Origin of the sequence: Brotonthovivens ammoniilytica (assembly GCF_025566885.1) — a bacterium.
GTDB lineage: Bacteria > Bacillota > Clostridia > Lachnospirales > Lachnospiraceae > Brotonthovivens > Brotonthovivens ammoniilytica.
In genome coordinates this window covers 253,591-280,145 of the sequence record NZ_JAOQJQ010000002.1, presented here as the reverse complement: position 1 = coordinate 280,145, position 26,555 = coordinate 253,591, and the positions used below count along the sequence as shown (strand labels likewise).

The window sequence follows — 26,555 nt, the reverse complement described above, 5'->3', positions numbered from 1 at the left end:
TATGCTGGGATATGTATGTAAATATACCCCCATTGAAATATTTGAAGGGCTGAATGTAGAGATTCGGTGTATTGAGCCATCTGTCTCTAACTTTCAGCAGGCTGACACCCTCATGCACTCTAATATGTGTTCTTTTTCAAAAGCAGTTTTGGAGGATGCCATCTTGCAGGACTATGAAGGTATTATTTTTACAACGTGCTGTGACAGCATGCGCCGGCTTTACGACACATTAAAGCGCCGGTATCCGGACAAGTTCATTTATATGCTGGATCTGCCACGCAAGGTAAATGAATTTGCAACCTCCCTGTATGAAAAACAGATACTGGCTATGATAAAAGCCTATGAACAATTCAGTCAAAAAACCTTTTCACCTGTAAGCCTTATGGATACCATTGCAAGAAAAGCCGAAGCCGAAAAGCTGAAAACAATCCCCCGGCCGGATTATAATATCCGCATCGGACTGGCCGGGGCGCGCCCTCCCAAAGTGCTGAAGCATCTTTTAGAGGAAATGCATACGGAAGTGCTGTTTGATCTGACATGCACCGGCATCAGCCGCTCTTATCAGGTGAATCCTCAAAATCTCATAAATAGTTATGCCAATGCGCTTTTGAATCAAATTCCCTGCATGCGCATGATGAAAGCTTCCGGGCGGCAGAAATTTATAGATGGTTTCCGGGACCGGCTGGACGGAATTATATATCATACCATTAAGTTCTGTGATATTTATTCTTATGAATACCAGACATTAAAAGCCGGCACAGATCTCCCTGTCATTCTGGTAGAAACTGACTCCTCCCTCCAGTGCGAAGGTCAGATCAGAACCAGAACAGAAGCGTTTATTGAAGCTCTCCGGACAGCAAAAAACAATACTGTTCAGAAACCTCATTATAACTTATCGAAAGGCAGTCCTATGTATATACTTGGCATTGACAGCGGCTCCACTTCAACCAACGCCGTCATTATAAATAAAAATAAAGAAATCATTGCTTCCAAAGTAATCCGGACCGGTGCTAAAAGCACAAACAGCGCAGAGAGAATCCTTCATGATATCCTGGATATCTCCAATTTGCGCAAAGAGGACCTTACCGGCATTATTTCTACCGGATACGGCCGGGTCAGTATCCCATTCGCAGATGAATCTGTTACCGAAATCAGCTGCCACGCAAAGGGCGCACATTTCTTGAATCCTGCAGTACATACTATTCTTGATATTGGCGGACAGGACTCTAAGGCAATCCGCCTAAATGATCAGGGGGAAGTTGCTGACTTTGTCATGAACGACAAATGCGCGGCCGGAACCGGGCGCTTTCTGGAAATGATGGCTAAAACCCTGGAAATTTCCACGGAGGAACTAGGACCTGTCTCTCTGAACTGGAAAGAGGATATAGAAATCAGCAGTATGTGTTCTGTTTTCGCCGAATCCGAAGTGATCTCGCTGATTGCACAGAATAAAGAAATAAGCGATATCACCCATGGACTGCACAAAGCAATTGCCGGCCGTGCAATGTCTCTGATCCGGAGGGTAAACCCCAAGGGACAATATATGATGACTGGAGGGGTTGCAAAAAACGCAGGGGTTGTAAAAGTTCTAGAAGAACTATTGGGTGAAAAAATATTTATCAGCGAGGAACCGGAAATTACCGGTGCTCTGGGAGCTGCCCTATTTGGTCTTGAACGGCTCTAATTTAACAGTCAGAAATCCCGTCCAGATTATTTACTCGCATATTCTCCGCCTGCGGCGGGTCGCTTTTGCGACATGACTCCATTCCGCCGCAGTGCCATCATCAGCGGAGCGTTTTTTATGTCGATATAAAAAACCCGGGACGGCATTTGGGGATTCCCCAAATATGCCGTCCCGGATTTTTCACTTATCTTTTTAATTATTCGATGCTATCATAGCAAGTATATCTACCGTTCCGTCAATTCCATGGCAGCTGCTGTTAATACAGATGTCATAACTTTCCATTGCCCCCCAGCGTTTCATTGTGTAAAAGTTATAATATGCCGCCCGCTTCTTATCAATCTGAGTAATCATCTTTTTGGCCCGGTCCTCAGGAATGTCTTCCCTCTTCATAACCTCTTTGATCCGGTCCTCCATAGGCGCATAAATGAATACTTTCAATACATTCTCCTGATCCTTCAGGAAATAATCTGCACCTCTTCCTATGATCACGCAGGGACCTTCCTTCTCAATTTTCCAGATTGCTTTCATAGACGCATTTAATGCTCTGTTTTCTACCGTCTCATCTACACCGGCGCTCATCATGCCAAAAGCATAGGGATCTGTCGCTGCAGTAAACAAAAGACTCCTTGGTTTTTCATCATAAGTCTTAATCACCGCTTCTGAAAGTCCGCTTTCCTGAGCAGCCCGGTCTAAAATCTCTTTATCATAAACCGGAATTTCAAGCTTCTTAGCAAGTTTTGCTCCGATTTCTCTTCCGCCGCTTCCAAATTGTCTTCCAATGGTAATTACATGTTCTGTTTTCATAAATACCCCTCCTTGCTGAATCCAAAACTGCGTCAGTATGTATTTTTCAACTGACCTTTCCATATCAGGTAAAATCAAATGTCTGCTTCGCAGCCGCTTGATTTTCTTCTGATATGATACATTATACCATATTCTTATTTTTCGTAAACCCAAAATAGCCGCTGTACCCCGCTCTACATCTGGAGAAGGATTCCGGCCACAGCTCCAATACCTATATATATGATGGGATGTTTTTGAAATTTCATGATCGCTGCAAAAAGTACCAGAAATAAAAGTCCTGCTTTTATGTCAAACAGCGTACCCAGACTTTTATTCTGAATAAAAGCATCCACATGGATGATACTTACTTTAAAGATCTGATACCCGGCGGCCGCAATCAAGCCTACTACCACCGGCCTCAGCACTCCGAATACAGACACTACATATTTATTCTCATTAAACTTTTCAAGCATTCTGGCCACGATAATAATAATTACGATAGATGGAAATGTCAGCGCCAGAGTTGCTGCTACTCCCCCCAAAATTCCCGCCGCATGATAGCCGGCATAGGTTGACATATTAATTCCGATAGCCCCCGGCGTTGATTCTGAAATAGCCACCATATCCGCCAGCTGTCCCGTTGTAAACCAGTTGTATTTCTCCGTCAGTTCAGCCAAAAACGGCAGTGTAGCCAGCCCGCCGCCAATGGCAAATAGGCCGGTTTTACAAAACTCCAAGAAAAGCGTCAGAATAATCATATGGAACTGTCACCTTCTTTCTCTTCCTGTTTTCCGGACCGTTTATTTTGCCGGATTTGAAGCAGAATTCCAAGGGCAATGGCTCCAATTACAATCCAGACACTAGAAAGCTCCACAAACGCTACCAGAACAAACGCCGCCAGAAACAGTAAAATTCCTGCTGTATTTTTTACCCCGCTTTTCCAGAGCTTTATAATAGAACTCAAAACCAGCGCACATACCGCTACCCGTACTCCGGCAAAAGCATGGGCTACCCACACATTCTCTGCATACCGGTCCAGAATTCCCGCAATAACCAGAATAATAATAATAGAGGGTGTGATAACTCCAAGAGTGGCTAAAACACCTCCGATAATGCGTTTCTGCTTATACCCTACAAAAGTAGCCGTATTTACTGCAATAATACCGGGCGTGCACTGCCCCACTGCAAAATAATTCAATACTTCCTCTTCTGTGGCCCATCCGCGCTTTTCTACAATCTCGGACTGAAGCATTGGCAGCATAGCGTAACCGCCGCCAAATGTCATTAAACCGATTCTGAAAAAGGCTGCATATAATTCCCATACAACTCTCATATTTTTCTCCAAAACTTCATAGTATACTTGTTCTGCTTTGCTCTTACAGCACTACAATTCTATTTCAATTTTCCGTCCGGTACTTTTATATAAAACCAGCTGAACACCCGCCGTTCTCAGCATTCGCTTCGAAGCAATCACCGACGCGGTTGCCTTGTATTTATCTTCTGCATATACAATGGTTTTTATTCCGCTCTGAATAATAGCCTTGGCGCATTCATTACACGGAAACAAAGACACATACATTTTGGCTCCGTCTAAACTGCCGCCTCTGTAATTTAAAATTGCATTCAATTCACTGTGGGTTGTATAAAAATATTTATTATCCAGAGGTTCTCCCTCCCGTGCCCAGGGAAATTCATCATCTGAACATCCAATAGGAAATCCATTGTAGCCCATAGATAATATTTTATTATCCTGACTTACAATGCAGGCGCCCACCTGTGTATTGGGATCTTTCGAACGCATGGCAGATAACTTTGCCACTCCCATAAAATACTCATCCCATGAAATATAATCTTCTCGTTTTTCACTCATCTGACTTCTCCTGGCGAAAAAAAACGCCTTCATTCAAAACAGCGGCCAGCTTTTTAATGGTTCTTCCCATAGACTCAAAGCACAGACCATAAGTCATCAAATCACCTCCATAAGGATCCATCACCTCTAATTCATCCCCTGCAGCTTCAGACAATACATATACATTCACTGCATCCGGAAATAAAGTTAAAAGCTTCTCTCTGATCTCGCTGTCCATGGCAAGAATCAGCGTTTCTTCTGAAAAATCCTCACCCTCAAGCTGACTGGATCTGTAATTTTCCAGTTTAATTCCATTACTGATCATAACCGCTTCGGCCTTCTGATTCAGCGGTTCCGGGAACAATACTACAAGACCTCTCGCATCAATCTGCACCGGATGGCTCAGCAGCTGGGCCTTTAATAATTCCATCGCCATGGGCGCACGACAGTTTCCGCTTTTGGCGACAAAGATAATTCTGTTAAATGTTTTCATAAAAGCCCCCCTTTTTTCATACATTTATGACCTGATGGCCTGCCGCCTTTAATAGACGGTTCATAATTGCCTGGCCAATTCTGGGTGTAGCAAAACTTTCCGAATAGATATCGTCAATCTCCATATCATCAAATTCCCTGAGAATCCCATACAGATGCCTTGCAATGGCATCCTCGTCACACCTGCTGCCAATACTTTTTGCACAAGTACACTGGTAACAGCTTATGGATTCATCAGTTCCGATAACGCCTACTTTTCTGCCCCGGGCAAGTTTTTCTGCAGATAATTCATTAATTTTCTTAATCACCTGTTTTTGCGGGCCATTAATTACCGTAAGATCTGCCTTTGGCGCATAATGTTTATATTTCATCCCCGGTGCCTTTGGCCTGACTGCCGCATCCTCTGAAATCAGTCCCGGATCATCCCGGACTTCCCCGATTATTTCTGAAATCATCTTTTTTGTTATATATCCGGGCCGCAGTATCGTCGGCACTTTTTCACTTAAATCTATAATTGTGGATTCAATGCCGATCCCTACCCCGCCGCCATCTAAAATCAGCGGAACTCTTCCTTTTAAGTCCAAATATACATGCTCTGCCAGCGTTGGGCTTGGTTTCCCTGAAGTATTGGCACTAGGCGCTGCAATATACCCGCCGCTCTCCCTGATCAGGGCCAGCGCTACCGGGTGATCCGGCATCCGTACCGCAACGGTTTCCATGCCTCCCGTGGTGGTCTTTGGCACCGCACTGCTTTTTGGAAAAATCATTGTAAGGGGGCCCGGCCAGAATTTCTCTGCCAGTTTCCATGCCTCCTGCGGCACTGCGGCTGTAATCTTTTCCAGAGCCTTAAATTCTGCAATATGAACAATCAGCGGATTATCCGACGGACGCCCCTTAGCGCTGTATATTTTTTCCGCCCCTTCCCGGTGCAAAGCATCCGCTCCAAGTCCATATACAGTTTCTGTGGGAAATGCCACCAATTCACCGGCTCGTATCAGCTGTGCCGCTTCTCTTATTAAATTTATATCAATGTTCTTACAGTCGATTTTTTTCACTAAAGTTTCCATAACTTTGATTATAACATAGATTATGTCCTCCGAACATCCCCCGTTTTTCCCCTTTTTACTTGCCAGTCCGTGCCGGTTATGGGATAATTTAGCCAAAGCTGCATATAGTTATAATCAGCCGCCCGGCGGCTTTTTAGATCTATCATATAGTCCGCCGCTTTAATACAGACAACAGAAAGGATGGCAGAGTATGAATTACGATAACTACAGAAGCGCTCAAAAACTTGGGAAAAAGTCAATCCAGCAGTGCCAGTCTGAAGGACGGTCTGACAAGCTTCCCGTTTTAGATGAAATACTAAAACATGCTGATATACAATCAGAGGTTCCTTTAGGGCTTATTGATATTCCTGCAGAGCAGCTGGTTGGAACAAAAACTGCCGGACGTTCTACCGCATTTGCTCCCGACTTTATGCCGGTTTTAGACGAACGCTCCGAGTTCGCATCTAAATGGATTTATCTATACGACTCTCATCTCAGCGAAGGCATTCGTGAACCGGTGAAGGCTTACGAATATCTTCACAATTATTATGTGCAGGAAGGAAACAAACGGGTCAGCGTCCTGAAATTCTGCGGCGCCGCCAGCATTCCCGGATATGTTACCCGCATCATTCCTGCAAGAAGCAGTGACCCTGAAATCAAAAAGTACTATGAATTTCTGGATTTTTATAATGCTACAAATATCAATTATCTTCTTTTTTCAAAGCTTGGAAGCTATCAAAGCCTGTGTGAACTGATTGGCAAACGAAAATATGAGCGTTGGAATGATGAAGAACGCCTGAATTTCCGCTCTGCATTTATTCGTTTTTCCGGTGCATATGAAGCTCTTGGAGGCAGTGAATTTAAGATAACACCAGGAGATGCCATGCTGGTATATCTTAATGTATTCGGTTACCTGCAGCTTTGTTCAGAGACGCCTTCTGAAATCAGGGAAAACCTGGAAAAGCTGTGGGATGAAATTATTCTTTTAAACAATGACCAGAAAGTGAACCTGAAACTGGATCCTTTACCGGTGCCGGAACAAAAGAAAAACCTTTTTACCCGGCTGCTGCCTCCCCAGGGCTCCTCAAAATTTTATAAAATCGCTTTTATTAACGCAAAAAATTCCTCCACATCCGGCTGGACCTATGGGCATACCCTTGGACGCATGTATCTGGAGGATAAATATCACGATATACTTGAAACGAAAGCTTATGACAACGTCACCCCTGACACCGCCCTTTCCGTAATGGAGCAGGCGATTGCAGAGGGATGCGAAATCATCTTCACCACAACGCCGGAATTTCAAAATGCCAGCCTGAAGGCTGCCATTACTCATCCCGAAGTCAAAATATTAAACTGTTCACTGAATGTATCTCATAAATATATCCGAACCTACTACGGACGTATGTATGAGGCTAAATTTCTCACGGGTATTCTGGCAGGCATTATGACGGATACAGATAAAATTGGTTATATTGCAGACTATCCGATCTACGGAATGACCGCCAATATCAATGCCTTTGCCCTTGGAGTAAAAGCAGTAAATCCCAAAGCAAAGGTTTATCTTGAATGGTCCACGGCTCTGAAAAATCAGGGGCTCAACCTGACGGAGCACTTTATGGGTATTGGCGCAACCTACATTTCCAGCCAGGAAATGATTATTCCCAATAAAGCTTCCCGTCAGTTTGGACTTTACCGCGTAAACGGGGAAACTCCGGTGAATCTTGCCTGCCCGGTATGGCACTGGGGTAAATATTACGAAAGAATCATACTCAGTATAAAAAACAACATCTGGAATCAGGAAGGAAAAAGCGATATTGAAAAGGCGCTGAACTACTGGTGGGGAATGTCCGCAAACGTCATTGATATCATATGGTCTCCCGGAATCCCTTCCGCAACAATGAATATCTTGGACGTTCTTCGCCAGTCCATTTTAAATTGCGATTATAATCCTTTTTCCGGGGATATTTATTCTCAGACTGGAAAAGTAAAGGCAAAAGAAGAAGGCAGTCTCACCCCAAAGGAAATTATTACCATGAACTGGCTTGCAGACAATATCATCGGGACAATTCCATCTTTGGAGGATCTCCGCGAAGAAGCCAGAACTGTTGTGAAACTGGAAGGAACCAATAAGGAGGCGTAACATGAACATCACGGCAATCTCTGACCTGGAATCAAAAGCGCTGTGGGATCATTACAATTTAAACAGGCTTACCGATACAGATCTTATCCTGTCCTGCGGAGATCTGGATCCTAGTTATCTCTCCTTCCTGGTCACATGCACAAACGTACCGCTGCTCTATGTACACGGCAATCATGATGATTATTATGATAAAAAACCACCCGAAGGCTGCATCTGTATTGATGATGCCATATACGAATACCGGGGAATCCGGATCCTTGGCCTGGGCGGTTCCATCCGCTACCGGGACACCGGAAATTATATGTACACAGAGAAAAATATGCAGCGCCGGATCAGAAAACTTTCCCGGCAGCTGCGAAAATACAATGGATTTGATATACTTCTCACCCATGCCCCGGCTTATCAGCTTGGGGACTGGGACTCACCTGCCCACCGCGGCTTTGAATCCTTTGTAGAACTACTTGACAAATATACTCCAAAGTACATGGTACACGGACACGTACATTTAAATTACGGCACAAATATCCAGCGTACCCTCCAATATCAGGATACCCAAATCATTAACGCCTATGAACGTTATTCCTGGACCTATTGATTTAGATACTGCATAACCCCCATTAAGATAGCCCAGGCAAGCCGTTCCTGATACAGCTCTTCGCTCAGCAGCGCAGACTCCTCATAACTGCTTAAAAACCCACATTCTACAATCACAGTAGGTGTGGGTGTCTTTTTCAGCATATAATAACTGTCATTTGCTTTAGCCTGACGCGTATTGCCTGTATCCACCCTTTGTTTTAAGCTGTCCTGTATGCATTCTGCCAGAAGCTTCCCCTCCGCAGACTCGCTATAGTAAAAAACCTGTGCCCCCTTTACAGAAGCATCCGGATAACTGTTCTGATGGATACTAACCGTCAGTATGGCTTTTGACTCTTCAATTGCCGCCACCCGGTTCTGCATATCAGATACCTTTTTACTCTTTGCACCCTCATCAGAAAGGTCATCATCTGTTTCTCTCAGCATCACAACCTTAATATCCTGCTGCTCCATAAGAGTTTTGAGCTTGTATGCAATCTGCAGATTAAGATCTTTTTCCTGCTCATCATTTACTCCGATTTTACCCGGGTCATCGCCCCCGTGCCCGGCGTCAATACAGATACATACCTGCCGGGCGTCCAGCTTCGTACTTAACACTGCTTCGGCCCCTTTTCTGGCAAGAAGCACTGCGGCTGCCAGTAAAAATACACCCATTAAAATTTCAAGTTTTTTCTTCACTCTTTTTAAAGAAGCATCTGGCCGAAACCTGCCAGAATGCTGTCCTCTTTTTTACTATCTTATGAATTCCCTGAAACCTTTATGACCAAAACTGCCTGCATACCAATCAAAAATGGTATGCAGGCAGTCTCACCGGCTTATATATCAGTTCGTTATATATTTCCCTACAGTATCCCAGATACTGCTTTTTTCAAATCCCAGCTTCCAGAACGCTCCTCCAGCCAGCTCTTGTTCTTTATATACTTTTAATTTCTCCTCAATGGAATTTTGATCCTCAATCCAGATCTTATAGGTTTTTCCGTCTTTTTCATATTCAGCATAATACTGTCCGCAGTCATCCAGCCACTTAGGGCTTACCCCATTTGCCGCCAGTCTGGTATCAACTTCGCTCATCCCAACAGCCTCACTGGACAGCTCATATCCTTTTTCAGCTGTTTCAGAGGGTGTCTCCTCCCATATTCTTGTATAAAGAGGCATTCCAAGAATCAGCTGATCCTTTGGCACTTCCTTTAACGTATCCTCTACACCCTGCTTTACAAAACCAATGGACGCCACAGAGCCCTCATCTGAACCACTGAAGTGTTCATCATAAGCCATCAGCACCACATAATCAGCAAACAGCGCCTGTTCTCCTCTCTGATACAAAGTTGTATAAGCGGAAGGAACATAATTATCCACAGACAACACAATTCCGTTATTATCACATTTCAAAGACAACTCTCTAATAAACTGTATAAATCCGTCCCCTACTTCTGAATCCAGAGCCTCAAAATCAACATTGATTCCGTCCAGATCATATTGAATAGCGGCCGCAATCAGCTGATTCACCAGATTATCCCTGGTTGAAGTTGTATTCAAAACGCTGGCAGTATCCACCTCTGAATTTTCAAGATTACTTACCAGCCCCCAGACCTCAATATCATTCTGATGGCAGTAATTTACATAGTCATAGCTGGCCAGTGAAGCAATCCCCCCCTGATTATCATCCAGATAAAACCAGGTAGGTGAAATAACATTAATGCCTTTTGTACTTGAGAGTACTGAGGCAACTTTTGAATTGGCCGCCATTGTTGTCACCTGATGCCATGCCATATTAATATTAAAATCTTTTTTTATTTTAGAGTACTTTGGCTGTTCATTTACATTCTCACAGACTACCTTCTGTTCTTTACCCAGCGCCTTACTCCTGATATATCCGATAAAACCGTCCTCTGTGCAGACTTTATCCCACTTATTGCCCTCTTCTAGAACTGTTACAAGATCTCCTTTGGAAACATTTGTAAGAACCGGGCTTTTAATGCCGCCCTTCTGACGGATTTGCGTCCCTTTCTTTACAGATGTATAGCTTAACTCTCCCCATTCTGTTGACACAGTAAGCCTGTTAGGAGAGTCGTAATATTTATAACGCAGATCCGTATACATTTTTACAAAATCCATTGCAAGATACATCGTATCCCCTTCCATCCTGCAAATGGTATACTCTGTACTCTGCTTCTCCTTCCCCACAGTATAATCCTTTGAGTCAGGAGTTACCGATACTAAATCTTCCGGAAGCGTATATCGCAGCACTTTTTCCTGGGCATCCCAAAAGAAACGGCTGTTGATTTTATCATGTACCGTGTCATAATCTACATAGGCCTGTCCATCTTTATAAATACCGTTTACTTCTGACATGGAATTATTTACCGTCACAAGCATTGCATCCTCTGTACTCATGCCATAAACCGACGCATAATCTGCCATGTCCTTAGAGGGACTATATCGTTTCATCAGCGGCGTCAATATCAGAATCAGCGCCACTGCAATAATCAAAATAACAATTGCTAAAATACTAATGGATTTCTTATTTTTCATTGGTGAAGCCATAAACTCTCCTTCCTGCTTCCTGTAGGATTCTTTGTTCATATTTCTGCGGCCCAAAATACGAATACACCGCGACTGCTTAGCAGCCGGATTCTGCTGTCCATTATATCATGAAAGAAGATCTGTTTTCTACCTTTTATATATAAATAATTAGTCCCTTTTCTAAACTTTTCCTTAAGTTTCCGCCGCAAAAATGATATCCATCACCTATCATATATATGAAAGTCCGGGGACAAACGAAACTGTCCCCGGCTCTGTTTTGATAGAAGCGCTGAGAGACTGGCTTTTTTGTCAAAACATTTCCATCTGCAGCTGCAGACAACATGGCTATTTTTTGGTTATACGGTCAAAATGAATTTCACTCACTTTACCGCCGGAAAAAACGTAATCCCGCATATAAGAGTTTTCCTCTCTGACAGACATCGCTTCAGACACTTTTGAAGAACTGCTCTGTTCTCCATCCAGCCAGATTGTTATTCCCTGGTTTTCATAGTTCTGAAGTTCAACCATCAATATTTTTTCTGCTTTTATGCTGTCTATACTTAAATCACCTCCTTTTTTGCTCCCATCGTGATATATTATAAAAACTCCCCCGGAAACATCTCTGCAATATCTCTTTATCTTTTTTATCCACTTATTCCATACACGTCCTGAACGCTTTTTAAACTATACAACAAGTTTCTCAGTTATTTGTGCAAATCAGAAAATATTTCCAAAGGTATCAGTCCGTCCTCCTTTCGTACAGGTTTCTTTTGAGATAAAAATATGGAGCATTTGAAAAAGAAACCCTGTTATATGACAGAAACTTTCGGTTTTCCGACAAAATGTCTTCGCATGTCGTTTTTAAATCTGCATATAGTATTATCATCGGGATTTTTTTGATTTCATATTGGTTTATGAATAGAATTTTAAGAATACGATCCGCTAAAAAACTGCAGAACTGCAAACAGCGGGATTTTTTCTGATATCTGCCGGTCAAACCGGAAGCTTCTGCATATTTTATAACATAATTTAAAATGCTTTGCAACTAGTTTTTTAAAATTTTAGTTATTTATAAAATTTTTACGTTTTTGGCACTTGACGGTATGCAGTTTTTTTTATATACTTTCTTTCACTCTCAATGATGGTAAATGCAGGATTTCAGGGCATTCCCTTTACTTTTATGATGACAATGTATATAATAAATGCAACCAAAATGGTTATACTTTATGTTCTTACAGTAAGGAAGTGATTTAATGAAAATAGAAAAAGTAAACGACAACCAAATACGCTGCACATTGACAAGAGAAGATCTAGACAGCCGGCACATTAAACTGAGCGAGCTTGCATACGGTTCTGAAAATGCAAAATCACTATTTCGTGATATGATGCAGCAGGCTTCCGTGGAATATGGCTTTGAAGCAGACGATATTCCGTTAATGATTGAAGCAATTCCGCTTTCTTCCGAAACAATTATGCTGATTATTACAAAGGTAGAATCTCCGGAAGAGTTAGATACCCGCTTTTCCAATTTCACCAACACTTCTGATGAGGAACCTGCAGAAGACACTTCTGCAGATGGCGACAATCCTTTTGAAGAGAATCACAGCCAGGATATCATCGAACTTTTTGAACAAATCCGGAGAGAGAAAGATTCCAGCCAGACTTCAGCTGAAGCAGATTCCGGCCAGACAGAAAAAGCACCAGCGAAACAGCTGACTAAAATGTTTGCTTTGCAGGATCTTGACACCGCAATACTTATTTCCGGTTTTTTAAAGGATTTCTATACCGGCGACAGTGCATTATATAAAAATCAGAAAGATAACACTTATCATCTTGTAGTCCGCCAGGGCGCCCATTCCTTATCGGAATTTCATAAAATTTACAATACAATATCAGAGTATACCAAGTCTGAGCCATATACTCCCGGAGCAGAAGCCTATTACAGGGAGCATGGCAAAACTATACTTAACAGCCACGCCCTTCAGAAGCTTACCGAGTTAAGCTCCATATCATAAGCTTCCCTTGGGCAGGCGTATAGAAAAGAAATCTTCCTAATACAGATTTCTTTTTCTGCACGAAGCGTTTTCTATTCCAACAAAAAACATTCCCACAGATATATCAGGTAAAAACCTTTCATCTGTGGGAATGTTTTTAATAACAGGAACAAAACCCGCGTTAGCAGGCTGCTCCCTTTATTCGTTTCACCGGAAAGACAAACTTCTTCCCGGCAGACTTTATCCCCTTAGGAAGCTTATCATGTTACGCCAGGGGCTTATGCCTCGCTCTGTGCAAGAAAATCATTGATACGTTTTACCAGCCCATCCGGATCAATTCCATGAACCATAGCGGCCTCTTCAATGGTTTCCATCTGTGAAGACGGGCATCCAAGGCAGTGCATTCCAATCTCAAGAAGAATCGGAGCTACATTCTGATCAATTCTTAACAGTTCTCCAATCATAGTTGCTTTTGTTACCTGTGCCATATTTATATTTCCTCCTTTTTAATGTAAAGTGTTCCTATTATAATACCTTTTGGAGTATTATGCAATGACTTTTATTTTTTCAAATATGCGGAAAAATATTCGTATATGTCCTTCGCACATTTTTTCACATTGATTGGACGCATTCTGCTGTCCAGAAAACAGTGGGTTGTGCTGCCTGCAGCATGAAGTACTGTTTCCTCCATGTTCCATACCTGATATGTCAATTCAAACCTCAATCCATTAAAGGTCTCTACCCTGGGCATAATCTTGACTTTATCCCCGAAACGCACAGCAGCCTTATAGTCACAGGAAGCAGATAGAACCGGAATAATGATTCCCCGTTCCTCCATTCTGTCATAATCAAGTCCTGCCAGCTTCATTTGGGCCAGCCTTGCCTCTTCAAACCACCGGATATAATTTGAATGATGCACAATGCGCATCCCATCAGTTTCATAATACTGCACTTCATGTATATAGTAATATTCCTGATTCATCAAAGCTCTCCTCTTTACCATTTCCACCGGCAGGACATCATCCTCCGATCTGCGACATATTTTTTATTTCTTCTACATTTCCCGATTTCCCGTCGCATACATTCTGCAGCGTATTAACGATATCGCAGGAAAACTGGTGCTCCCTTGGTTTCTCCTCAATCGCCTTTCTGATAATTGCTTCCAATTCCCGGTCTGTGGCTCCATTTCTAATAGGTGTCTTTAAATCTATTCCCTGACTGTAGTAAAGGCATAATTTTAAAAATCCTTCGGAAGTCAGCCGGATCCGGTTGCAGGAATCACAGAACTTTTTATGAACTGCACCAATTACTCCAATGCTTCCCTGAAACTCCTGGCTTTCATAATAAATTGCAGGCCCGTTTCCCTTTTTTTCCTGAATCTCATAAATACCTGGATAACGTTTTTTTAATTCATTCAATATATCCTCCGTGCTGACTGCCTCAAATTCTTTTCCGTGGCCGATAGGCATCATTTCAATAAATCTGACATCTATTTTATTATTTTTCGCCAATTCAAAAAACGCCGGGATTTCTGATGCGTTCACGTTTCCAATAGGTACACAGTTAATCTTAACTTTTACACCAGAATCCGCTGCCGCTTTTATCCCATTCCAGACCCGGTCAAACTCATCTCTTCCGGTAATAGCTTTATAAGATTCCCGTTTTAATGTATCCAGACTGATATTAATTGCATCAATACCGGCGTCCAAAAGCTCGTAAAGATATTGCTCTAGCAAAACCCCATTGGTGGTAATTGTTACATTGTCAATTCCGTCAATTGCTTTCAGATTGCGGATAAAATCTACACATCCCCTGCGGACTAAAGGCTCGCCGCCGGTTACTTTTATTTTTCTGATTCCCTGCTTTGCAAATATCTTTGTCAGCCGCAGAAACTCTTCGTATCTCATAACTGTATCGTGAGGAAGAAATGCAATGTCTTCCGGCATACAATACTTACACCTGAGGTTGCATCTGTCTGTAATGGATATCCGCATATAATCAATGACTCTCTGATAATTGTCTTTCATGGTTTCCTCTATATTATCTGTATTTCTATCCCACAGGCATTTTTATAAACTGCGGGATTCGCACTTGTCTTCTTACAGTATATCCGGTACGGCGTATTTCCATTTATGTTTTCAAAATGAAGCTCTTTATCATTCCATTTACTGGTATCGCCCTTTTCCATGCCGGTCATTGTTCTCTGATCCTGTTCCCAGGCCAGCATAAACGCATAAGCGGTCAGCTCGTCCCCATCTGCAGCGGTCTTTTCTTTATACGTATCCTTCGTAAATATGCGGTACGTGATACTTCCGTCCTCAATCATTTCAAGCCCGGAAATCTCCGGAAGCCCCAGAAGCAGCTTTACAACCGGCCATCCTCTGCCCGTCACCTTCCGGATTCCTCCCTTTCCTCCGTCCATATTATGATTATAATATTCAAATGCATCCTCAGTAATCAAAGAGTCAAAACGTTCCATTAACTCATTTAATGAATAGTAATATACTGCACTTTCTCCATCCGGCTGATAAACCCTTATAAAAAAGTCACTCTGTTCTTTTGGTGTCTCTCCCATCAAAAGCCTGCTGCTTTTCCCGGCAGCCTTCTGCTCCCCGGCAAGAATGCCTTCCAGCATCTCCACACAAACATTTCCATCCCATGCACCTGCGCATTTCAGTGCTTCATCACCAAGAAAAATGTACAAATTATCTCTGTCAAACTCTTTCAGTCCATCTGTTCCCTGCAATCTTAATGGCGCCTCAGAATCCAGAATCTGAATTTCTTCCGTCCAAAACCGCTCCGGTACCTTTACAGCCGGTACGGTACGTTTCTCCCCATGCTCGTCTGTAATTTCTAGAAGCTCTGCTTCATATATATCGTCCTGCACCAGTCCAAACAACTGATCCGCGCTAAAATAACGGTTACATGCCAGCGCATCTCCTTTTACCCAGAAAATCCTGTCCCGTCCTCCAATGACCGCAGACCTCATTCCCTTGGCAAAATAATCTTTATTCTGCTCATTCAGCCCCTGCTGGCCAAACATCATAGTTGGATGGGGGTAAAACTTTACCGGCTGTCCGTTTTTATAGAAAGAAATCAGAGGGCTCCGTTCCTCTTTTCCCTCTTCTTTCCCTTCTGATAATCCCGGGAAGAAATAACGCCTAGAGCGCATTTCCGGAACTACAGACTCAAATCCGTCAATGGAACGAATACTGATTTCATCTATAGAACCGGCGCCGGTATCATCAAGAAATCTCTGAAGAGGAATGCCGCATCCTTCTTCTAGTTTTCTGCTTTCTGACTCCTCATGATTATCATATACAGAAAACATTTTTTTCTCCATGTTCTGCAGACTTTCAAATTCTTCATGAGAATATATTCTGTTTTTCTTTGTTAAAGACCCCGTTATAAATAAAGCAATCGGAAGCTTCCTGCCTGTTTTACAAACATTAGTGATCATATGCTATGAACCTTCTTTCATGGTATACCAAATTATATCAACGGTAAAACAGGCTGTCAATCTCATTTCCGGTACTCTTTTAACAGCTGCTTCTCACTGGCATATTCCTTTAGTTCTCTGTTTCTCTGATTCATGGTTCCATACTCTGTAAGACAGCAATACACTTCCCCACACTGTTCCAGAACAGCCGCTGCCTGCTGAAAGGCTTTTTCATCAATAGGCTCAAACGCTTTTACGGATATTACCTGAGATGCCAGCGCTTTGGCAACCTGATAATCCACATCATTTTCGTGTAAAATTCCCACGGCAAATGGTATTCCCCTTCTCTGAAGCTTCCGGTAAAGCGCAATACCGCTGCCATTTCCTCCAATTACGAATACCTCTGCTTTGCCTTTGGGCGCCTCCAGCTCCAGACAGCCAAAGGCTTCATTATAGCTTCCTCTTGTAACGTGATACAATTCACTGATATAATGTCCGGAAAAAATATCCTCTGGACTTCCGTATCGTTCTATTTTATTTCCGTTTACACATACAACAAGATCCGAAATTTTCTGGGCAAGATCCAATTCATGTAAAGACATAATAACAGCTACATTTCTCTCACTGACCATTTGCTTTAATATTGTCAAAAGCTCCAGCTTATGTCTGATATCCAAAAAGGAGGTAGGTTCATCCAGCACAATAATCTCCGGTTCCTGGCAGATCGCCCTGGCCAGCAGAATCCGCTGACGCTGTCCATCACTGATCTGCGTAAAATCACAGTCAGCCAATTCCCTGGCATGTACCATTTCCATTGCCTCGCGAACCTTCATTCTGTCTGTATCACTCAAAATTCCAAGCCTGCCAGTATAGGGATAACGTCCGGTTCCTACTACATCTTCGCAGGTCATCAGCTCCGGGTTTAACCGTTCTGTCATAACTACCGAAAGTTTCCTGGATACTTCTTTATCTGTCATTCTCTCCATTGTTTTTCCATCCAGATAAACGGTTCCTGCAATCAATCCCAGCTGCCTTGTAATACTTTTCAGAATGGTAGACTTTCCTGCCCCGTTGGGTCCGATTAAGGTTAATATTTCTCCTTTATTTACCCGTATTTCGATATCTTTAATCAAAGGTTTACCGGAATATCCCACTGTCATTTTATCCGTATATATAAAATAATCATTCATCCGCTCTTCCACCCTTGTCTATCCTGTTTTTGTTTTCTGCCGGATCATCATATATATAACTACAGGAGCTCCAAATACGGCTGTCACTGAACTAATACTGAGTTCTGTGGGAGCAAAAACAACTCTGGCAATGAGATCACAGAACAGACAGAAAACAGCTCCACCTAGAAAACAGGCCGGAATAATCAAAATCGGCTTCGCCGTTTTTAAAAGATTTTTTACAAGATGGGGGACTGCAATTCCCACAAAGGAAATAGGACCTGCAAATGCTGTTACACACGCAGACAAAATGCTGGATAAAAGGATTAGAAGAATCCGGAATACCCGGATATTAACCCCCATATTCCGTGCATATACTTCACCCAGCTGATAGGCGCTGATAGGCTTTGACATCAAAAAAGTCAGCAGCAGCGCCCCTAAGGCCACCACAGACATCACCCGGATATTCTCCCATGACATTCCCGAAAAACTTCCCATAGACCAGTTGTGAAGATTGACAATATTAGAATCATCCGCAAACGTAACTACAAAATCCGTAATTGCAGAACAGATATATCCAATCATAATTCCGCAGATAACAAGCAGGGACATCCGGTGTACTTTATTGGAAATCAGCAGTATAAATCCCATAGAAATCATTGCCCCCGCAAACGCGGCCAGTATCATAATCCCGGACCCGGAAGTTAATCCTTTACTCAGCAGAAAAATCATTACCAGTGATACAACAAGCTTGGCTCCTGAGGAAATCCCAAGTACAAAAGGTCCTGCAATGGGATTATTAAAAAATGTCTGCAAAAGAAATCCCGAAACGGACAGGGCCCCGCCAAGAATAATTACAGCCAGCACTCTTGGGAGACGAATATCCCAGATAATCCGCACGGCAGTCTCATCCCCGGCCTTTCTCAGAATAATGCCAAATATTTCTCCCGCTGTAAGGCTGGTGCTTCCGGAATTTACGTTCCACAAAAATAAAAGCAGCAGCAAAACTGCCAATATCATAAAAGATATCGTATATCTTATCTGCATTTTTTTTGCCATCTGACATCCCCCTTACTTCAGCCGGTGCATATAGGTTAACTCTGTTAATTCTGGATCGTCGTCTGTCAGCATTCGATGGATATCTACAATCATATCCGAAAGTCCGGTGGTCTCCTGAAACAAATTTTTTCCGGTACACCAGACATTTCCATTCTTAACCGCTTTGAAATCCGAAAGAAGCTCACTTTTATCCAGCAGTTCATCCAAAGATTTCAGTTCCCCTTCAATTGTACTGTTATAGATCAGATAATCTGCATCTTTCGCATCAGCATAGAATTTTTCCATCTGCATATTCATGGTAGAAAGGGCGTTTTCCCCGTCTCCCAGATTCTGAAAGATATACTTTCCTCCGGCCAGTTCGATCATTTTTGAAACATAATCTCCGGATTTTCTAACATTCACGTAGCCATTGGAGCTTATATAAAAGAAAGCTGCCGTTTTACCTGTGTTTTCTTCAGAAAGTATTTTCTCCACACTGGCAATCTGCTCATTAAAATAAGTCTCCGCCAGATCTTCCTTTCCCAATAGTACGGCGTACAGCTTAATCCATTCCATTCTTCCAAGAGGGTGCCCTTCATAGCTGGAACGCTCTACCAGCACAGGAATGCCAAAATCCTCCAGCTTTTCTTTTACCTCAGGATTATGATAGATCATCGTTGATTCCACTGCCAGGCTGCATTTTTTATCCAAGATCAGTTCGTAATCCGGCGCATTATACTTTCCCGCATATTCCATGCGGCCCTCTTTAAGGGCCTCCTTTGCCTCATCTATATACCAGCCGTCTGCATCAGTACCTGATAGAGTGATTTGGTCAATCCCTTCCAGCGCCCTGAAAAAATCCATGGCAGAAGTAGCCACAAGATAAATATGATCCAGGGGCTGCTTAAGTACTACAATATCTTCTTCCATATCTTCGGGAACAGGTTTTCCCTCCGGCACTACAAGAAACCGGCCGCCCTCTGTAATATCAACCAGAGCATAGCCTCCGGTATAATAATCTACCGAAAATTGTGCAGCATACTGCAAAGGCAGACTGTGGTCCAGCTCCAGCTCGCTAAAGCTTATGGAAGAGGCTTCATTTTTGCCCTTCCGGTCAGAATGCTCCGTATTCTGATTTGCACAGGCTCCACAAAACAATATCAAAATTCCTGCCATCAGACACAGAACAAATATATGTATTTTTTTCATTATTCAGCCTTTTTTAATGATTCAGAATCAAACGTAAGTGTATAATCAATTTCATGAGGTTCACTCATGGCAATTGTATCTGCAATAACGGCAATCTTTCGGTCAAAACAGCTGACAGGAATTTCAAAGGCAGAATTTCCTTCTGTATTAATCTGCTCAAATTTCTCTCCGTCAACCTTCATATAATCATAATTAGAACTGCTCCATACGATCTTTGCAGTAACCTTCCCGTCTTTTACCTGCAATTGGGCCGGTGATTCTACACTGGCTCTGCCGGAACCGCCTTCCAGCTTAACATTTCCGGTATAGCTGCCATCTTTCAGGTTCAGGCTTTCAGCTGTGGTTAATGCACCTTCTGTAAATGCTTCTGTCGGCAGAGAATCCGCCCTGAAAACCAATTCACGGTCATACCATTTTTCTTTATTTTTACTGAAGGCTGCACAGTCAAGCTTCTGGTCCAGCGCTTCTACCGGCACTTCAAATGAATGAATCCCCTCTGAATTTTCTTTAAATGGTATAAATTCTTCCTCCGACGCATTTACTGCCTCTTCTCCGGTACCCATAAACAGTTTCAGATACCCGGTTCCACTCATTGTCATTACTGCTTTCATTTTTCCGTCTTTCACAGTTAATGTGCAGGAAGTAATTTTAAACATGGAAGAACTAGAATCTACCGCGATTTCATATTCTCCCTCTTTTAGCTGTGAAGCCTTTACAGCCTTCATATCTGCGGTTCCAACATCCTGCTTTTTTGCCATGTCCTTAGAGGATGCCACCTGGCTGTTTTCTGTATCTTTTGCTTCATCCTGCTGCTGTGACAGACTGCCTGCCGTATCTTTTTTTTCATTTCCGCATCCCCCCATCAGCCAAACTGCCGATAATGCGGATACCAATATCAATACTTTTATTCTTTTCATAATTACCTCTATTACTGTGCAGTGCCCTGCGAAGCTTTCACAGGGCACCGTTTACATATCTTTATTTTTTCAAACTGTCTATAGCTGCCTGGGCATGTTCTGCAAAAATTTCCTGGACAGCCGGAAGCTCACCAAGACCTTTCAGTACGGTCTCTACCTGATAACCTTCTTTTTCAAATGTACTCTTCCAGGAATCTGCTTCTCCACCGGCCATATCATTGTTGGCATGATCACCTGCGACAATCATTAATGGCTGAAGAACCACCCGTTTATAGTTTCCTTTTTTCACAGATGCAAGTACATCATCCAAAGATGGGGCAGCTTCCACTGTTCCTACATAATAATTTTTATATCCTGCATCGTTCAGCATTGTCTGCATTTTGGAATATACCTGATTAGATTCAGCCTCAGTTCCATGTCCCATAAAACAGATTGCAGTCTCACCGTCATCATATGCTTTAGTATCCTCTGTAATGGCTTTGATTACCGCATTAAAATCTTCATCACTTGACAGCAATGGTTTGCCGATTGCGATCTGGTCAAAGGAATCTGTATATCCTGCTACTTCATCCACAACATCATTATATTCCAAACCATCCATCAAATGTGTCGGCTGGATAACTAATGTTTTTACTTTATTGTTTACCGCACGGTCAAGAGCTTCTTTTACATTATCAATGGCAACGTTATCTCTTGATTTTACATGATCAATAATAATCTGGCTTGTAAAACCTCTTCTTACTGAGTAATCCTGGAATTTTTCTTCCAGACTGTTTTCAATGGCTCCTACTGTCAGACGGCGGTTGTCATTATAGCTTGTCCCGAAACTTACAACCAGAAGCTCTTTTTCCCCGATCTCATCCTGATTTCTTGTGTTGTCAAGAGATGCGTCTCCTGTATTGTAATTTTCCTCATCTTCCTGCTCCGGCGCTGCTTCGCTTGTCTGCTCCTTTGACGCTGAAGCATCTGCATTGGCAGGTTCTGTTTTCTTGTCACCGCAGCCGGCAAGCATAAAAGCTGCCACCCCCACTCCGGCAAGCACTGTCATAAGTTTTCTCTTCTTCATCTTTTTCCTCCTTATCCTGGAATGAATCTGTCGTCCATCCCATTGTCTATGATGAGAATATAAAAATTGAAGTCCGAAAACATGGCGTCCACATCACCAGAATCATACAACAGCTAAAACTCCTGAAAAAATATCCTATAAAGTAAACAAAAACCTTTTGCGGGTATGGCAAAAGGTTTCACGACTTCTGAATTTTATCCGGTACAACCAATTACTCGTGATCTGGAACCCCTGTTCCCGTACCAGCAGCCGGCAGGTTTCCTGACTTATAGATCCTCATACCAAGCCGCCTTCCCGATTAATCAGTGACTGTGTAATACACATGGCCTGGCACTCCCTATTTACAGTGACGAGATCGTACAGGATTTACACCTGTTTCCCTTTTAACTATTGTCTTTGATGTTTCTTTCGACAACGGCACCGGATGCCTGATTCAATTTTCATTTATTCTAGCACAGGCCTGAAAAAGCCGCAATAAAATCTATATTTTTTCCTGAATTATCCATATTTTTTCCATTCCTTATTGATTATTTTTCTACAGTAATTTCTATTTCAAAGTCCTTGCATTTCCAATCTATTTGTATTAGAATAAGCTTTAAGCTTAAAAGCTTGCTGATAAAGATTGTTTATTTTAAAGGAGGAAAAACCGATGGCATACGTAATTTCAGATTCTTGTATCAACTGTGGAGCCTGCGCTGGCACATGTCCAGTAGGCGCTATTGCAGAAGGAGATTCTCAGTATGTAATTGATGCTGGTTCCTGCATCGACTGCGGTTCTTGTGCAGATGGATGTCCAGTAGGCGCTATTGCAGCTGAATAATACATACTAAATAAGGCGGTTCCTTCCGCTTTTCCCTCAGGGCTGAGGGACCTGTTCCGCAGGTATTTATCGTCAGACAGTGATGGTTATTTTTTATACTGTCTCCGATAGATACCTGCGGATTTTTATACTTTAAAAACAGAGAAGTTCACAAAACTTTTCTATAGCATAAAATAATGGACGGCCCAGCAAATACTGAACCGTCCATTATTTTATGCTGCTATTCTAAATCCATTTCCGGCAGAACTTGTCCGCTTCCCTCTAGGATAAAGTACTTTCCTGGGGTTCAAGACGAAGTTTACCGGGCTTGTCCCCCCTGCGGCATTTAACCTTCTTCTCCTTTTTCTGCCGCCGCATTCGTTTCTGTCTGATGCGAATCGCCTCATCCAGTTTCCGGAATCGTTCTTCTTCCTGTTCTTCCCGCTCCCTCATCAGATAATTCATCTCTTTGATTACTTTATCCCCTACCTGGGTGCTGACTTCTCTTCCCAGTTCATGGTTATTTTCTGCAATAGCGTCTCTGACAATCCGGGTCATTAAAAGCTGAAACTGATCCAGTTTTGACATCCCGGGATCTGTTTTGGTCTGCACACAGGCGGTTTCCGTCTGAGCTTTGGACACGACTTCTGTGGTCTTAAGCTCGTCCGGTATCTGAGGATTTGTATTATGTACAAGCATTTTTATTGCCTTCAGCTGATATCCCTCCTCTTTTAATTTTCGGATTTTTTCAAATTGAATAATATTCTCTTCTGTATAGTAACGGTGACCCATTTCATTTCTTGGTATTTCAAGCTCTAATTCTTCTTCCCAATAACGTAACACATGTGATTCCACATGAAGCAGGTTCGCTGCATCCGAAATCATGTAACGTACTTCTTCCAATTTCTGACCTCCTTTTACAGTCCACTTACTGTTAAAACAAGTATAACATAGATATTCCTGTGCTCAATCCTCTTTTCATCGCAAGTTTCGGCATAAACTGCCCTCTTATAACAGGAAAAAGGCGGATTCGACAACTTTTTGCAATATCTGCCTGCGTCGAATCCGCCCTTGTTAAATTGTATAGACTGCCCCAGATACAGACATTCATTCTTTAATGGCAATCTGCCTGCACTTTAAACCGCATCAAAAGCAATTGTTACTTTAAACAGATCTCCATCCAGATAAATATCAAAGGAGCCTTTCTGCATCACAGTCAGGTTTCTTGCTATCTCAAGTCCCAGACCGCTTCCTTCTGTATTCCTTGATACATCCCCACGGACAAATCGTTCCATAAGCTCTTCGGCACTAAAATTCAGCGGATATTCAGACATATTCTTTATTGTTACTATTACCTTTCCATTTTTGAACTCTCCATCCACATAGACTCTTGTATTTGGCATCGCATATTTAGCGGCATTATTATATAAGTTTTCAATGACCCGCCACATTCTTCTTCCATCTGCCCGAATCAGCATCTGGCTTTCCGGAAGTGTACATACAAGACTCAGATTTTTTCTTGCGAACTTCTCTTCAAATTCACCGTTTGTCTGTTTTAGCAGCTGTTTCAGATTAATTTCATCAATATTCAGATTAATATTTCCTGAGCTGATTTTTGAAGCCTCTACCAAATCCTCTGTAAGATGTTTTAATCTCTGGGATTTCCGGTCCAGAATCTCTATATAGCTTCTGATTTTTTCATCCTGAATGTCTTCCCTCTTCAAAATATCTACATAATTAATAATAGAAGTCAGCGGCGTTTTTATGTCATGGGAAACATTCGTAATCAGATCTGTTCTCAGCCGTTCACTTTTCATCTGCTCTTGAATGGCATTCTGCATTCCTTCCCGGACATTATTCATATCATTAGCCATTTCAAGATTATCTCCGGTAAGGTCTTCCACCGGAATCTGAAAATTCAGATTACCTCCTGCGATTTCATGGATTCCTTCCTTTACTTTCTGGCGCTGTACACACTGCTTCATTAGGAAGATCAGTACCGCTCCCCACAAAAGAATAAACAGAGGGATTCCTATCCCGATAAAACTCAGCAGCAGGCAGATAATATTGGCAGCTGCAAAGAAACAGAAACACATCACCAGTTTTCCTGTGATCTTTCGGGTTCCATATGCATTTGAAATGACTTGTTTTAATTTTGTCGCAGCTATTTGAATCAGTGAATTTTTCAGTAATGATTTCGCTTTTCCCTTACAGATAATTGTCAGCAGCTCCCATTGCATCAAACCTGTAAAACTTAAAACCACTGCCATAAAGTATACCAGCATTCCTGCACTGGCCGCTGTATAGGTACCCGGATACAAGCCCGATGAAACAGCTGCCACAACTGATGCCCAGATTACCCAGCAGACAATATCTATGATAATTAAAATCTCAATGGGTATACATCTTGCAAATGTACTGGCATACCGCTCTTTCCCGGGGCCTTTTCTGCCTGCCTGAACAATAGAAATAATAAAGAATACAATCACACCCGCAATTCCGGCAATTATAAGAACCAGAGCTGCCGGGGCCATAGCTATATATTGATTATAAGTCTCTTTTTTCTGCTGTATCTCATAATCCAGGTTTTCAGCAGCAGTCTTATTCTCGGCCAGTATCAGCTGATATTCTCCCAATGTCTCTTCACCAAAATATTTTATCTGATCTAATAATTCTTTTCCGGTATTGCCTGTGCCTTCTGATTCAATTCCGGACCAGGTCTGGCTGTCCCAGGCCGCATATGCTCCTGTATTTTCCGCTTTCTGACCAATCAGCTGGTCTCTTGCTTCTTCATAGGTAAGTTCTGACCAGGCCGGATAATTGGTAATCACCTTTCCTTTGGAATCCACGTAATAGTAATATCCAAGCTGCTGCCCGTTCTCTTTTTCCGCCAGCAGTTCAGCTGTCTGTCCGACTTCATATACAGCTGATGTCAGTTTATGATATAACTCAGAGATAGACACTGTTCCCGGGTTTTTCAATGCATATCTGGCCAATGTCTCTTTACTTTGAGGGAGGGCACTTTCACATTCCGCCCCGGCAAAATAGTAATACAGAAATTCTCCATTATAATCCGTATAATCTGCATTTCCGTCACTAATCAGCGCCGAAACTTCATCTCCCAAAAGCAGGATAGCTCTTAACTCGGTTTCCGTAATCTCTTCCAGCGAAGTATCGCCAAGCTCTGCATTGCTCAGGGCATGCAGCTTCACACTCCTTTGTTTCTGATCAAATATAATTTTATAAACCGGGGTTATCTCAAGATCTGCATCTGCCAGATTATTCAAAGATTCACCAAGTGCAAAGGTTTCATACACATTTCCTTTTTCATCCTTCAGATACGTATCCCCGTTCTCATATACTTCTGTCAGATCTATATATTCACTCCAGCTGCTCCCATCCTCATAGGATAGACGATCCAACGCAGTCCGTTCATCTGACTCGTAAAGTTTCTTAAGATCATTCAAGGTATAAGTAGTCGCCGGATCCTTTTTTTCATACGAGATGCCTGCATCCTGGTGCATAATATCCAGGGTCTGTGTTCCGTCAAATTTTCCGTCAACTGTCAGTTTATCTACTACTGCATCATTCCTCAACGCCTGCAGCCCGCTGTCTGCGATCTTTCTTCCATAAGCGGACGTTTCATTATAAGAGTACCTGTTCATCAGATCTGACATGCCAGCTCCGCTGTTTAGGCAGAGCGCCGCAAGATAAGAACCTGCCACAATGGCAGCAGCGCTGCAAAGTGTCAGAACAATTACTAGAACTTTGGTTCCCAAAGATCCGAATATTTTTTTATGATTCATTTTA

25 protein-coding genes and 1 riboswitch are annotated in these 26,555 nt (G+C 42.4%); of the genes, 5 read left to right on the top strand and 20 right to left on the bottom strand.

The features are described from left to right. Window position 1 precedes the first annotated feature (1 nt). A complete protein-coding gene (locus OCV88_RS05805) occupies window positions 2-1,684 on the top strand; it encodes an acyl-CoA dehydratase activase (protein ID WP_158424634.1) in 1,683 nt (560 codons plus the stop codon). Between the two features lie 192 nt (window positions 1,685-1,876). On the opposite strand, the gene OCV88_RS05800 is transcribed toward OCV88_RS05805, so the two are convergent. The 6 genes from OCV88_RS05800 to OCV88_RS05775 all read right to left on the bottom strand — a co-directional run bounded on the left by OCV88_RS05800 (window position 1,877) and on the right by OCV88_RS05775 (window position 5,875). Beyond that, window positions 1,877-2,488 carry a cytidylate kinase-like family protein gene (locus tag OCV88_RS05800; RefSeq protein WP_158424633.1) on the bottom strand — a complete coding sequence of 204 codons (612 nt, stop codon included), beginning with the start codon at window positions 2,486-2,488 and terminating at the stop codon, window positions 1,877-1,879. A 173-nt stretch (window positions 2,489-2,661) separates the two neighbouring features. Next, the gene (locus OCV88_RS05795) at window positions 2,662-3,225 is read right to left on the bottom strand and encodes a chromate transporter (RefSeq protein ID WP_158424632.1); all 564 of its coding nucleotides are present in this window, start codon (window positions 3,223-3,225) and stop codon (window positions 2,662-2,664) included. Then, entirely contained in the window at window positions 3,222-3,800 is a 579-nt protein-coding gene (locus OCV88_RS05790) for a chromate transporter (RefSeq protein WP_158424631.1), read from the bottom strand. The genes OCV88_RS05795 and OCV88_RS05790 overlap by 4 nt, the downstream gene beginning before the upstream one ends. Window positions 3,801-3,851: 51 nt before the next feature. Further along, window positions 3,852-4,337, bottom strand: a complete 486-nt coding sequence (locus OCV88_RS05785) for a deoxycytidylate deaminase (protein ID WP_158424630.1) — start codon at window positions 4,335-4,337, stop codon at window positions 3,852-3,854. Beyond that, window positions 4,330-4,809, bottom strand: coding sequence for an arsenate reductase/protein-tyrosine-phosphatase family protein (locus tag OCV88_RS05780; protein WP_158424629.1), 480 nt, complete (start codon window positions 4,807-4,809; stop codon window positions 4,330-4,332). The genes OCV88_RS05785 and OCV88_RS05780 overlap by 8 nt, the downstream gene beginning before the upstream one ends. Before the next feature lie 16 nt (window positions 4,810-4,825). Beyond that, window positions 4,826-5,875: an L-threonylcarbamoyladenylate synthase gene (locus tag OCV88_RS05775; protein WP_158424984.1), complete on the bottom strand. Its 1,050-nt coding sequence runs from the start codon at window positions 5,873-5,875 to the stop codon at window positions 4,826-4,828. 190 nt (window positions 5,876-6,065) lie between these two features. Between OCV88_RS05775 and OCV88_RS05770 the strand changes: the two genes are divergently transcribed. Further along, the gene (locus tag OCV88_RS05770) at window positions 6,066-7,997 is read left to right on the top strand and encodes a BMP family ABC transporter substrate-binding protein (protein WP_158424628.1); all 1,932 of its coding nucleotides are present in this window, start codon (window positions 6,066-6,068) and stop codon (window positions 7,995-7,997) included. A 1-nt stretch (window position 7,998) separates the two neighbouring features. Beyond that, on the top strand, window positions 7,999-8,592 hold the full coding sequence (locus tag OCV88_RS05765) for a metallophosphoesterase family protein (protein WP_158424627.1): 594 nt from the start codon (window positions 7,999-8,001) through the stop codon (window positions 8,590-8,592). Here OCV88_RS05765 and OCV88_RS05760 read toward each other — a convergent pair. The 3 genes from OCV88_RS05760 to OCV88_RS05750 all read right to left on the bottom strand — a co-directional run bounded on the left by OCV88_RS05760 (window position 8,586) and on the right by OCV88_RS05750 (window position 11,642). Then, complete coding sequence (locus tag OCV88_RS05760) at window positions 8,586-9,245, bottom strand: N-acetylmuramoyl-L-alanine amidase (RefSeq protein ID WP_317258599.1); 660 nt, start codon at window positions 9,243-9,245, stop codon at window positions 8,586-8,588. The genes OCV88_RS05765 and OCV88_RS05760 overlap by 7 nt on opposite strands. Before the next feature lie 168 nt (window positions 9,246-9,413). After that, window positions 9,414-11,135, bottom strand: coding sequence for a glycosyl hydrolase family 18 protein (locus OCV88_RS05755; protein ID WP_262590796.1), 1,722 nt, complete (start codon window positions 11,133-11,135; stop codon window positions 9,414-9,416). 324 nt (window positions 11,136-11,459) lie between these two features. After that, window positions 11,460-11,642 carry a hypothetical protein gene (locus tag OCV88_RS05750; protein ID WP_158424625.1) on the bottom strand — a complete coding sequence of 61 codons (183 nt, stop codon included), beginning with the start codon at window positions 11,640-11,642 and terminating at the stop codon, window positions 11,460-11,462. Window positions 11,643-12,367: 725 nt separating this feature from the next. On the opposite strand from OCV88_RS05750, the gene OCV88_RS05745 reads away from it, so the two are divergent. Further along, window positions 12,368-13,129: an adaptor protein MecA gene (locus OCV88_RS05745; RefSeq protein ID WP_158424624.1), complete on the top strand. Its 762-nt coding sequence runs from the start codon at window positions 12,368-12,370 to the stop codon at window positions 13,127-13,129. Window positions 13,130-13,386: 257 nt separating this feature from the next. Here the strand turns inward: OCV88_RS05745 and OCV88_RS05740 are convergent, their stop codons facing one another. The 9 genes from OCV88_RS05740 to OCV88_RS05700 all read right to left on the bottom strand — a co-directional run bounded on the left by OCV88_RS05740 (window position 13,387) and on the right by OCV88_RS05700 (window position 21,946). Further along, window positions 13,387-13,596: a DUF1858 domain-containing protein gene (locus tag OCV88_RS05740; RefSeq protein ID WP_158424623.1), complete on the bottom strand. Its 210-nt coding sequence runs from the start codon at window positions 13,594-13,596 to the stop codon at window positions 13,387-13,389. 71 nt (window positions 13,597-13,667) lie between these two features. Beyond that, window positions 13,668-14,090, bottom strand: coding sequence for an acyl-CoA thioesterase (locus OCV88_RS05735; RefSeq protein WP_158424622.1), 423 nt, complete (start codon window positions 14,088-14,090; stop codon window positions 13,668-13,670). A gap of 37 nt (window positions 14,091-14,127) precedes the next feature. Further along, window positions 14,128-15,135, bottom strand: coding sequence for a GTP 3',8-cyclase MoaA (gene moaA, locus OCV88_RS05730; RefSeq protein ID WP_158424621.1), 1,008 nt, complete (start codon window positions 15,133-15,135; stop codon window positions 14,128-14,130). 8 nt (window positions 15,136-15,143) lie between these two features. Then, window positions 15,144-16,568 (bottom strand): hypothetical protein, encoded by a 1,425-nt coding sequence (locus tag OCV88_RS05725; protein ID WP_158424620.1) that lies wholly within the window; start codon window positions 16,566-16,568, stop codon window positions 15,144-15,146. 62 nt (window positions 16,569-16,630) lie between these two features. Then, window positions 16,631-17,737 carry an ABC transporter ATP-binding protein gene (locus tag OCV88_RS05720; RefSeq protein WP_158424619.1) on the bottom strand — a complete coding sequence of 369 codons (1,107 nt, stop codon included), beginning with the start codon at window positions 17,735-17,737 and terminating at the stop codon, window positions 16,631-16,633. Between the two features lie 18 nt (window positions 17,738-17,755). Further along, window positions 17,756-18,775 carry a FecCD family ABC transporter permease gene (locus OCV88_RS05715; protein ID WP_158424618.1) on the bottom strand — a complete coding sequence of 340 codons (1,020 nt, stop codon included), beginning with the start codon at window positions 18,773-18,775 and terminating at the stop codon, window positions 17,756-17,758. A 12-nt stretch (window positions 18,776-18,787) separates the two neighbouring features. Beyond that, window positions 18,788-19,963 carry an ABC transporter substrate-binding protein gene (locus OCV88_RS05710; protein ID WP_158424617.1) on the bottom strand — a complete coding sequence of 392 codons (1,176 nt, stop codon included), beginning with the start codon at window positions 19,961-19,963 and terminating at the stop codon, window positions 18,788-18,790. Next, window positions 19,963-20,880 carry a hypothetical protein gene (locus OCV88_RS05705; RefSeq protein WP_158424616.1) on the bottom strand — a complete coding sequence of 306 codons (918 nt, stop codon included), beginning with the start codon at window positions 20,878-20,880 and terminating at the stop codon, window positions 19,963-19,965. Before OCV88_RS05705 ends, OCV88_RS05710 begins: the two co-directional genes overlap by 1 nt. Window positions 20,881-20,941: 61 nt before the next feature. Beyond that, window positions 20,942-21,946, bottom strand: a complete 1,005-nt coding sequence (locus OCV88_RS05700) for a sirohydrochlorin cobaltochelatase (RefSeq protein ID WP_158424615.1) — start codon at window positions 21,944-21,946, stop codon at window positions 20,942-20,944. A gap of 234 nt (window positions 21,947-22,180) precedes the next feature. Next, window positions 22,181-22,386, bottom strand: a riboswitch (cobalamin riboswitch). A gap of 209 nt (window positions 22,387-22,595) precedes the next feature. Here OCV88_RS05700 and OCV88_RS05695 point away from each other — a divergent pair. After that, window positions 22,596-22,766 (top strand): DUF362 domain-containing protein, encoded by a 171-nt coding sequence (locus OCV88_RS05695; protein WP_158424614.1) that lies wholly within the window; start codon window positions 22,596-22,598, stop codon window positions 22,764-22,766. A gap of 261 nt (window positions 22,767-23,027) precedes the next feature. Here the strand turns inward: OCV88_RS05695 and OCV88_RS05690 are convergent, their stop codons facing one another. Together OCV88_RS05690 and OCV88_RS05685 are read right to left on the bottom strand one after the other, a co-directional pair. Further along, a complete protein-coding gene (locus OCV88_RS05690; protein WP_158424613.1) occupies window positions 23,028-23,648 on the bottom strand; it encodes a MerR family transcriptional regulator in 621 nt (206 codons plus the stop codon). 233 nt (window positions 23,649-23,881) lie between these two features. Beyond that, entirely contained in the window at window positions 23,882-26,551 is a 2,670-nt protein-coding gene (locus OCV88_RS05685; protein ID WP_158424612.1) for a sensor histidine kinase, read from the bottom strand. Window positions 26,552-26,555 lie beyond the last annotated feature (4 nt).

What these genes read in the sequence shown, in the direction of transcription:
- OCV88_RS05805 (WP_158424634.1), top strand. Translation starts at nt 2, where the DNA reads ATGCTGGGATATGTATGTAAATATACCCCCATTGAAATATTTGAAGGG.
- OCV88_RS05800 (WP_158424633.1), bottom strand. Translation starts at nt 2,488, where the DNA reads ATGAAAACAGAACATGTAATTACCATTGGAAGACAATTTGGAAGCGGC.
- OCV88_RS05795 (WP_158424632.1), bottom strand. Translation starts at nt 3,225, where the DNA reads ATGATTATTCTGACGCTTTTCTTGGAGTTTTGTAAAACCGGCCTATTT.
- OCV88_RS05790 (WP_158424631.1), bottom strand. Translation starts at nt 3,800, where the DNA reads ATGAGAGTTGTATGGGAATTATATGCAGCCTTTTTCAGAATCGGTTTA.
- OCV88_RS05785 (WP_158424630.1), bottom strand. Translation starts at nt 4,337, where the DNA reads ATGAGTGAAAAACGAGAAGATTATATTTCATGGGATGAGTATTTTATG.
- OCV88_RS05780 (WP_158424629.1), bottom strand. Translation starts at nt 4,809, where the DNA reads ATGAAAACATTTAACAGAATTATCTTTGTCGCCAAAAGCGGAAACTGT.
- OCV88_RS05775 (WP_158424984.1), bottom strand. Translation starts at nt 5,875, where the DNA reads ATGGAAACTTTAGTGAAAAAAATCGACTGTAAGAACATTGATATAAAT.
- OCV88_RS05770 (WP_158424628.1), top strand. Translation starts at nt 6,066, where the DNA reads ATGAATTACGATAACTACAGAAGCGCTCAAAAACTTGGGAAAAAGTCA.
- OCV88_RS05765 (WP_158424627.1), top strand. Translation starts at nt 7,999, where the DNA reads ATGAACATCACGGCAATCTCTGACCTGGAATCAAAAGCGCTGTGGGAT.
- OCV88_RS05760 (WP_317258599.1), bottom strand. Translation starts at nt 9,245, where the DNA reads ATGGGTGTATTTTTACTGGCAGCCGCAGTGCTTCTTGCCAGAAAAGGG.
- OCV88_RS05755 (WP_262590796.1), bottom strand. Translation starts at nt 11,135, where the DNA reads ATGGCTTCACCAATGAAAAATAAGAAATCCATTAGTATTTTAGCAATT.
- OCV88_RS05750 (WP_158424625.1), bottom strand. Translation starts at nt 11,642, where the DNA reads ATGGTTGAACTTCAGAACTATGAAAACCAGGGAATAACAATCTGGCTG.
- OCV88_RS05745 (WP_158424624.1), top strand. Translation starts at nt 12,368, where the DNA reads ATGAAAATAGAAAAAGTAAACGACAACCAAATACGCTGCACATTGACA.
- OCV88_RS05740 (WP_158424623.1), bottom strand. Translation starts at nt 13,596, where the DNA reads ATGGCACAGGTAACAAAAGCAACTATGATTGGAGAACTGTTAAGAATT.
- OCV88_RS05735 (WP_158424622.1), bottom strand. Translation starts at nt 14,090, where the DNA reads ATGAATCAGGAATATTACTATATACATGAAGTGCAGTATTATGAAACT.
- moaA (WP_158424621.1), bottom strand. Translation starts at nt 15,135, where the DNA reads ATGAAAGACAATTATCAGAGAGTCATTGATTATATGCGGATATCCATT.
- OCV88_RS05725 (WP_158424620.1), bottom strand. Translation starts at nt 16,568, where the DNA reads ATGATCACTAATGTTTGTAAAACAGGCAGGAAGCTTCCGATTGCTTTA.
- OCV88_RS05720 (WP_158424619.1), bottom strand. Translation starts at nt 17,737, where the DNA reads ATGAATGATTATTTTATATATACGGATAAAATGACAGTGGGATATTCC.
- OCV88_RS05715 (WP_158424618.1), bottom strand. Translation starts at nt 18,775, where the DNA reads ATGGCAAAAAAAATGCAGATAAGATATACGATATCTTTTATGATATTG.
- OCV88_RS05710 (WP_158424617.1), bottom strand. Translation starts at nt 19,963, where the DNA reads ATGAAAAAAATACATATATTTGTTCTGTGTCTGATGGCAGGAATTTTG.
- OCV88_RS05705 (WP_158424616.1), bottom strand. Translation starts at nt 20,880, where the DNA reads ATGAAAAGAATAAAAGTATTGATATTGGTATCCGCATTATCGGCAGTT.
- OCV88_RS05700 (WP_158424615.1), bottom strand. Translation starts at nt 21,946, where the DNA reads ATGAAGAAGAGAAAACTTATGACAGTGCTTGCCGGAGTGGGGGTGGCA.
- OCV88_RS05695 (WP_158424614.1), top strand. Translation starts at nt 22,596, where the DNA reads ATGGCATACGTAATTTCAGATTCTTGTATCAACTGTGGAGCCTGCGCT.
- OCV88_RS05685 (WP_158424612.1), bottom strand. Translation starts at nt 26,551, where the DNA reads ATGAATCATAAAAAAATATTCGGATCTTTGGGAACCAAAGTTCTAGTA.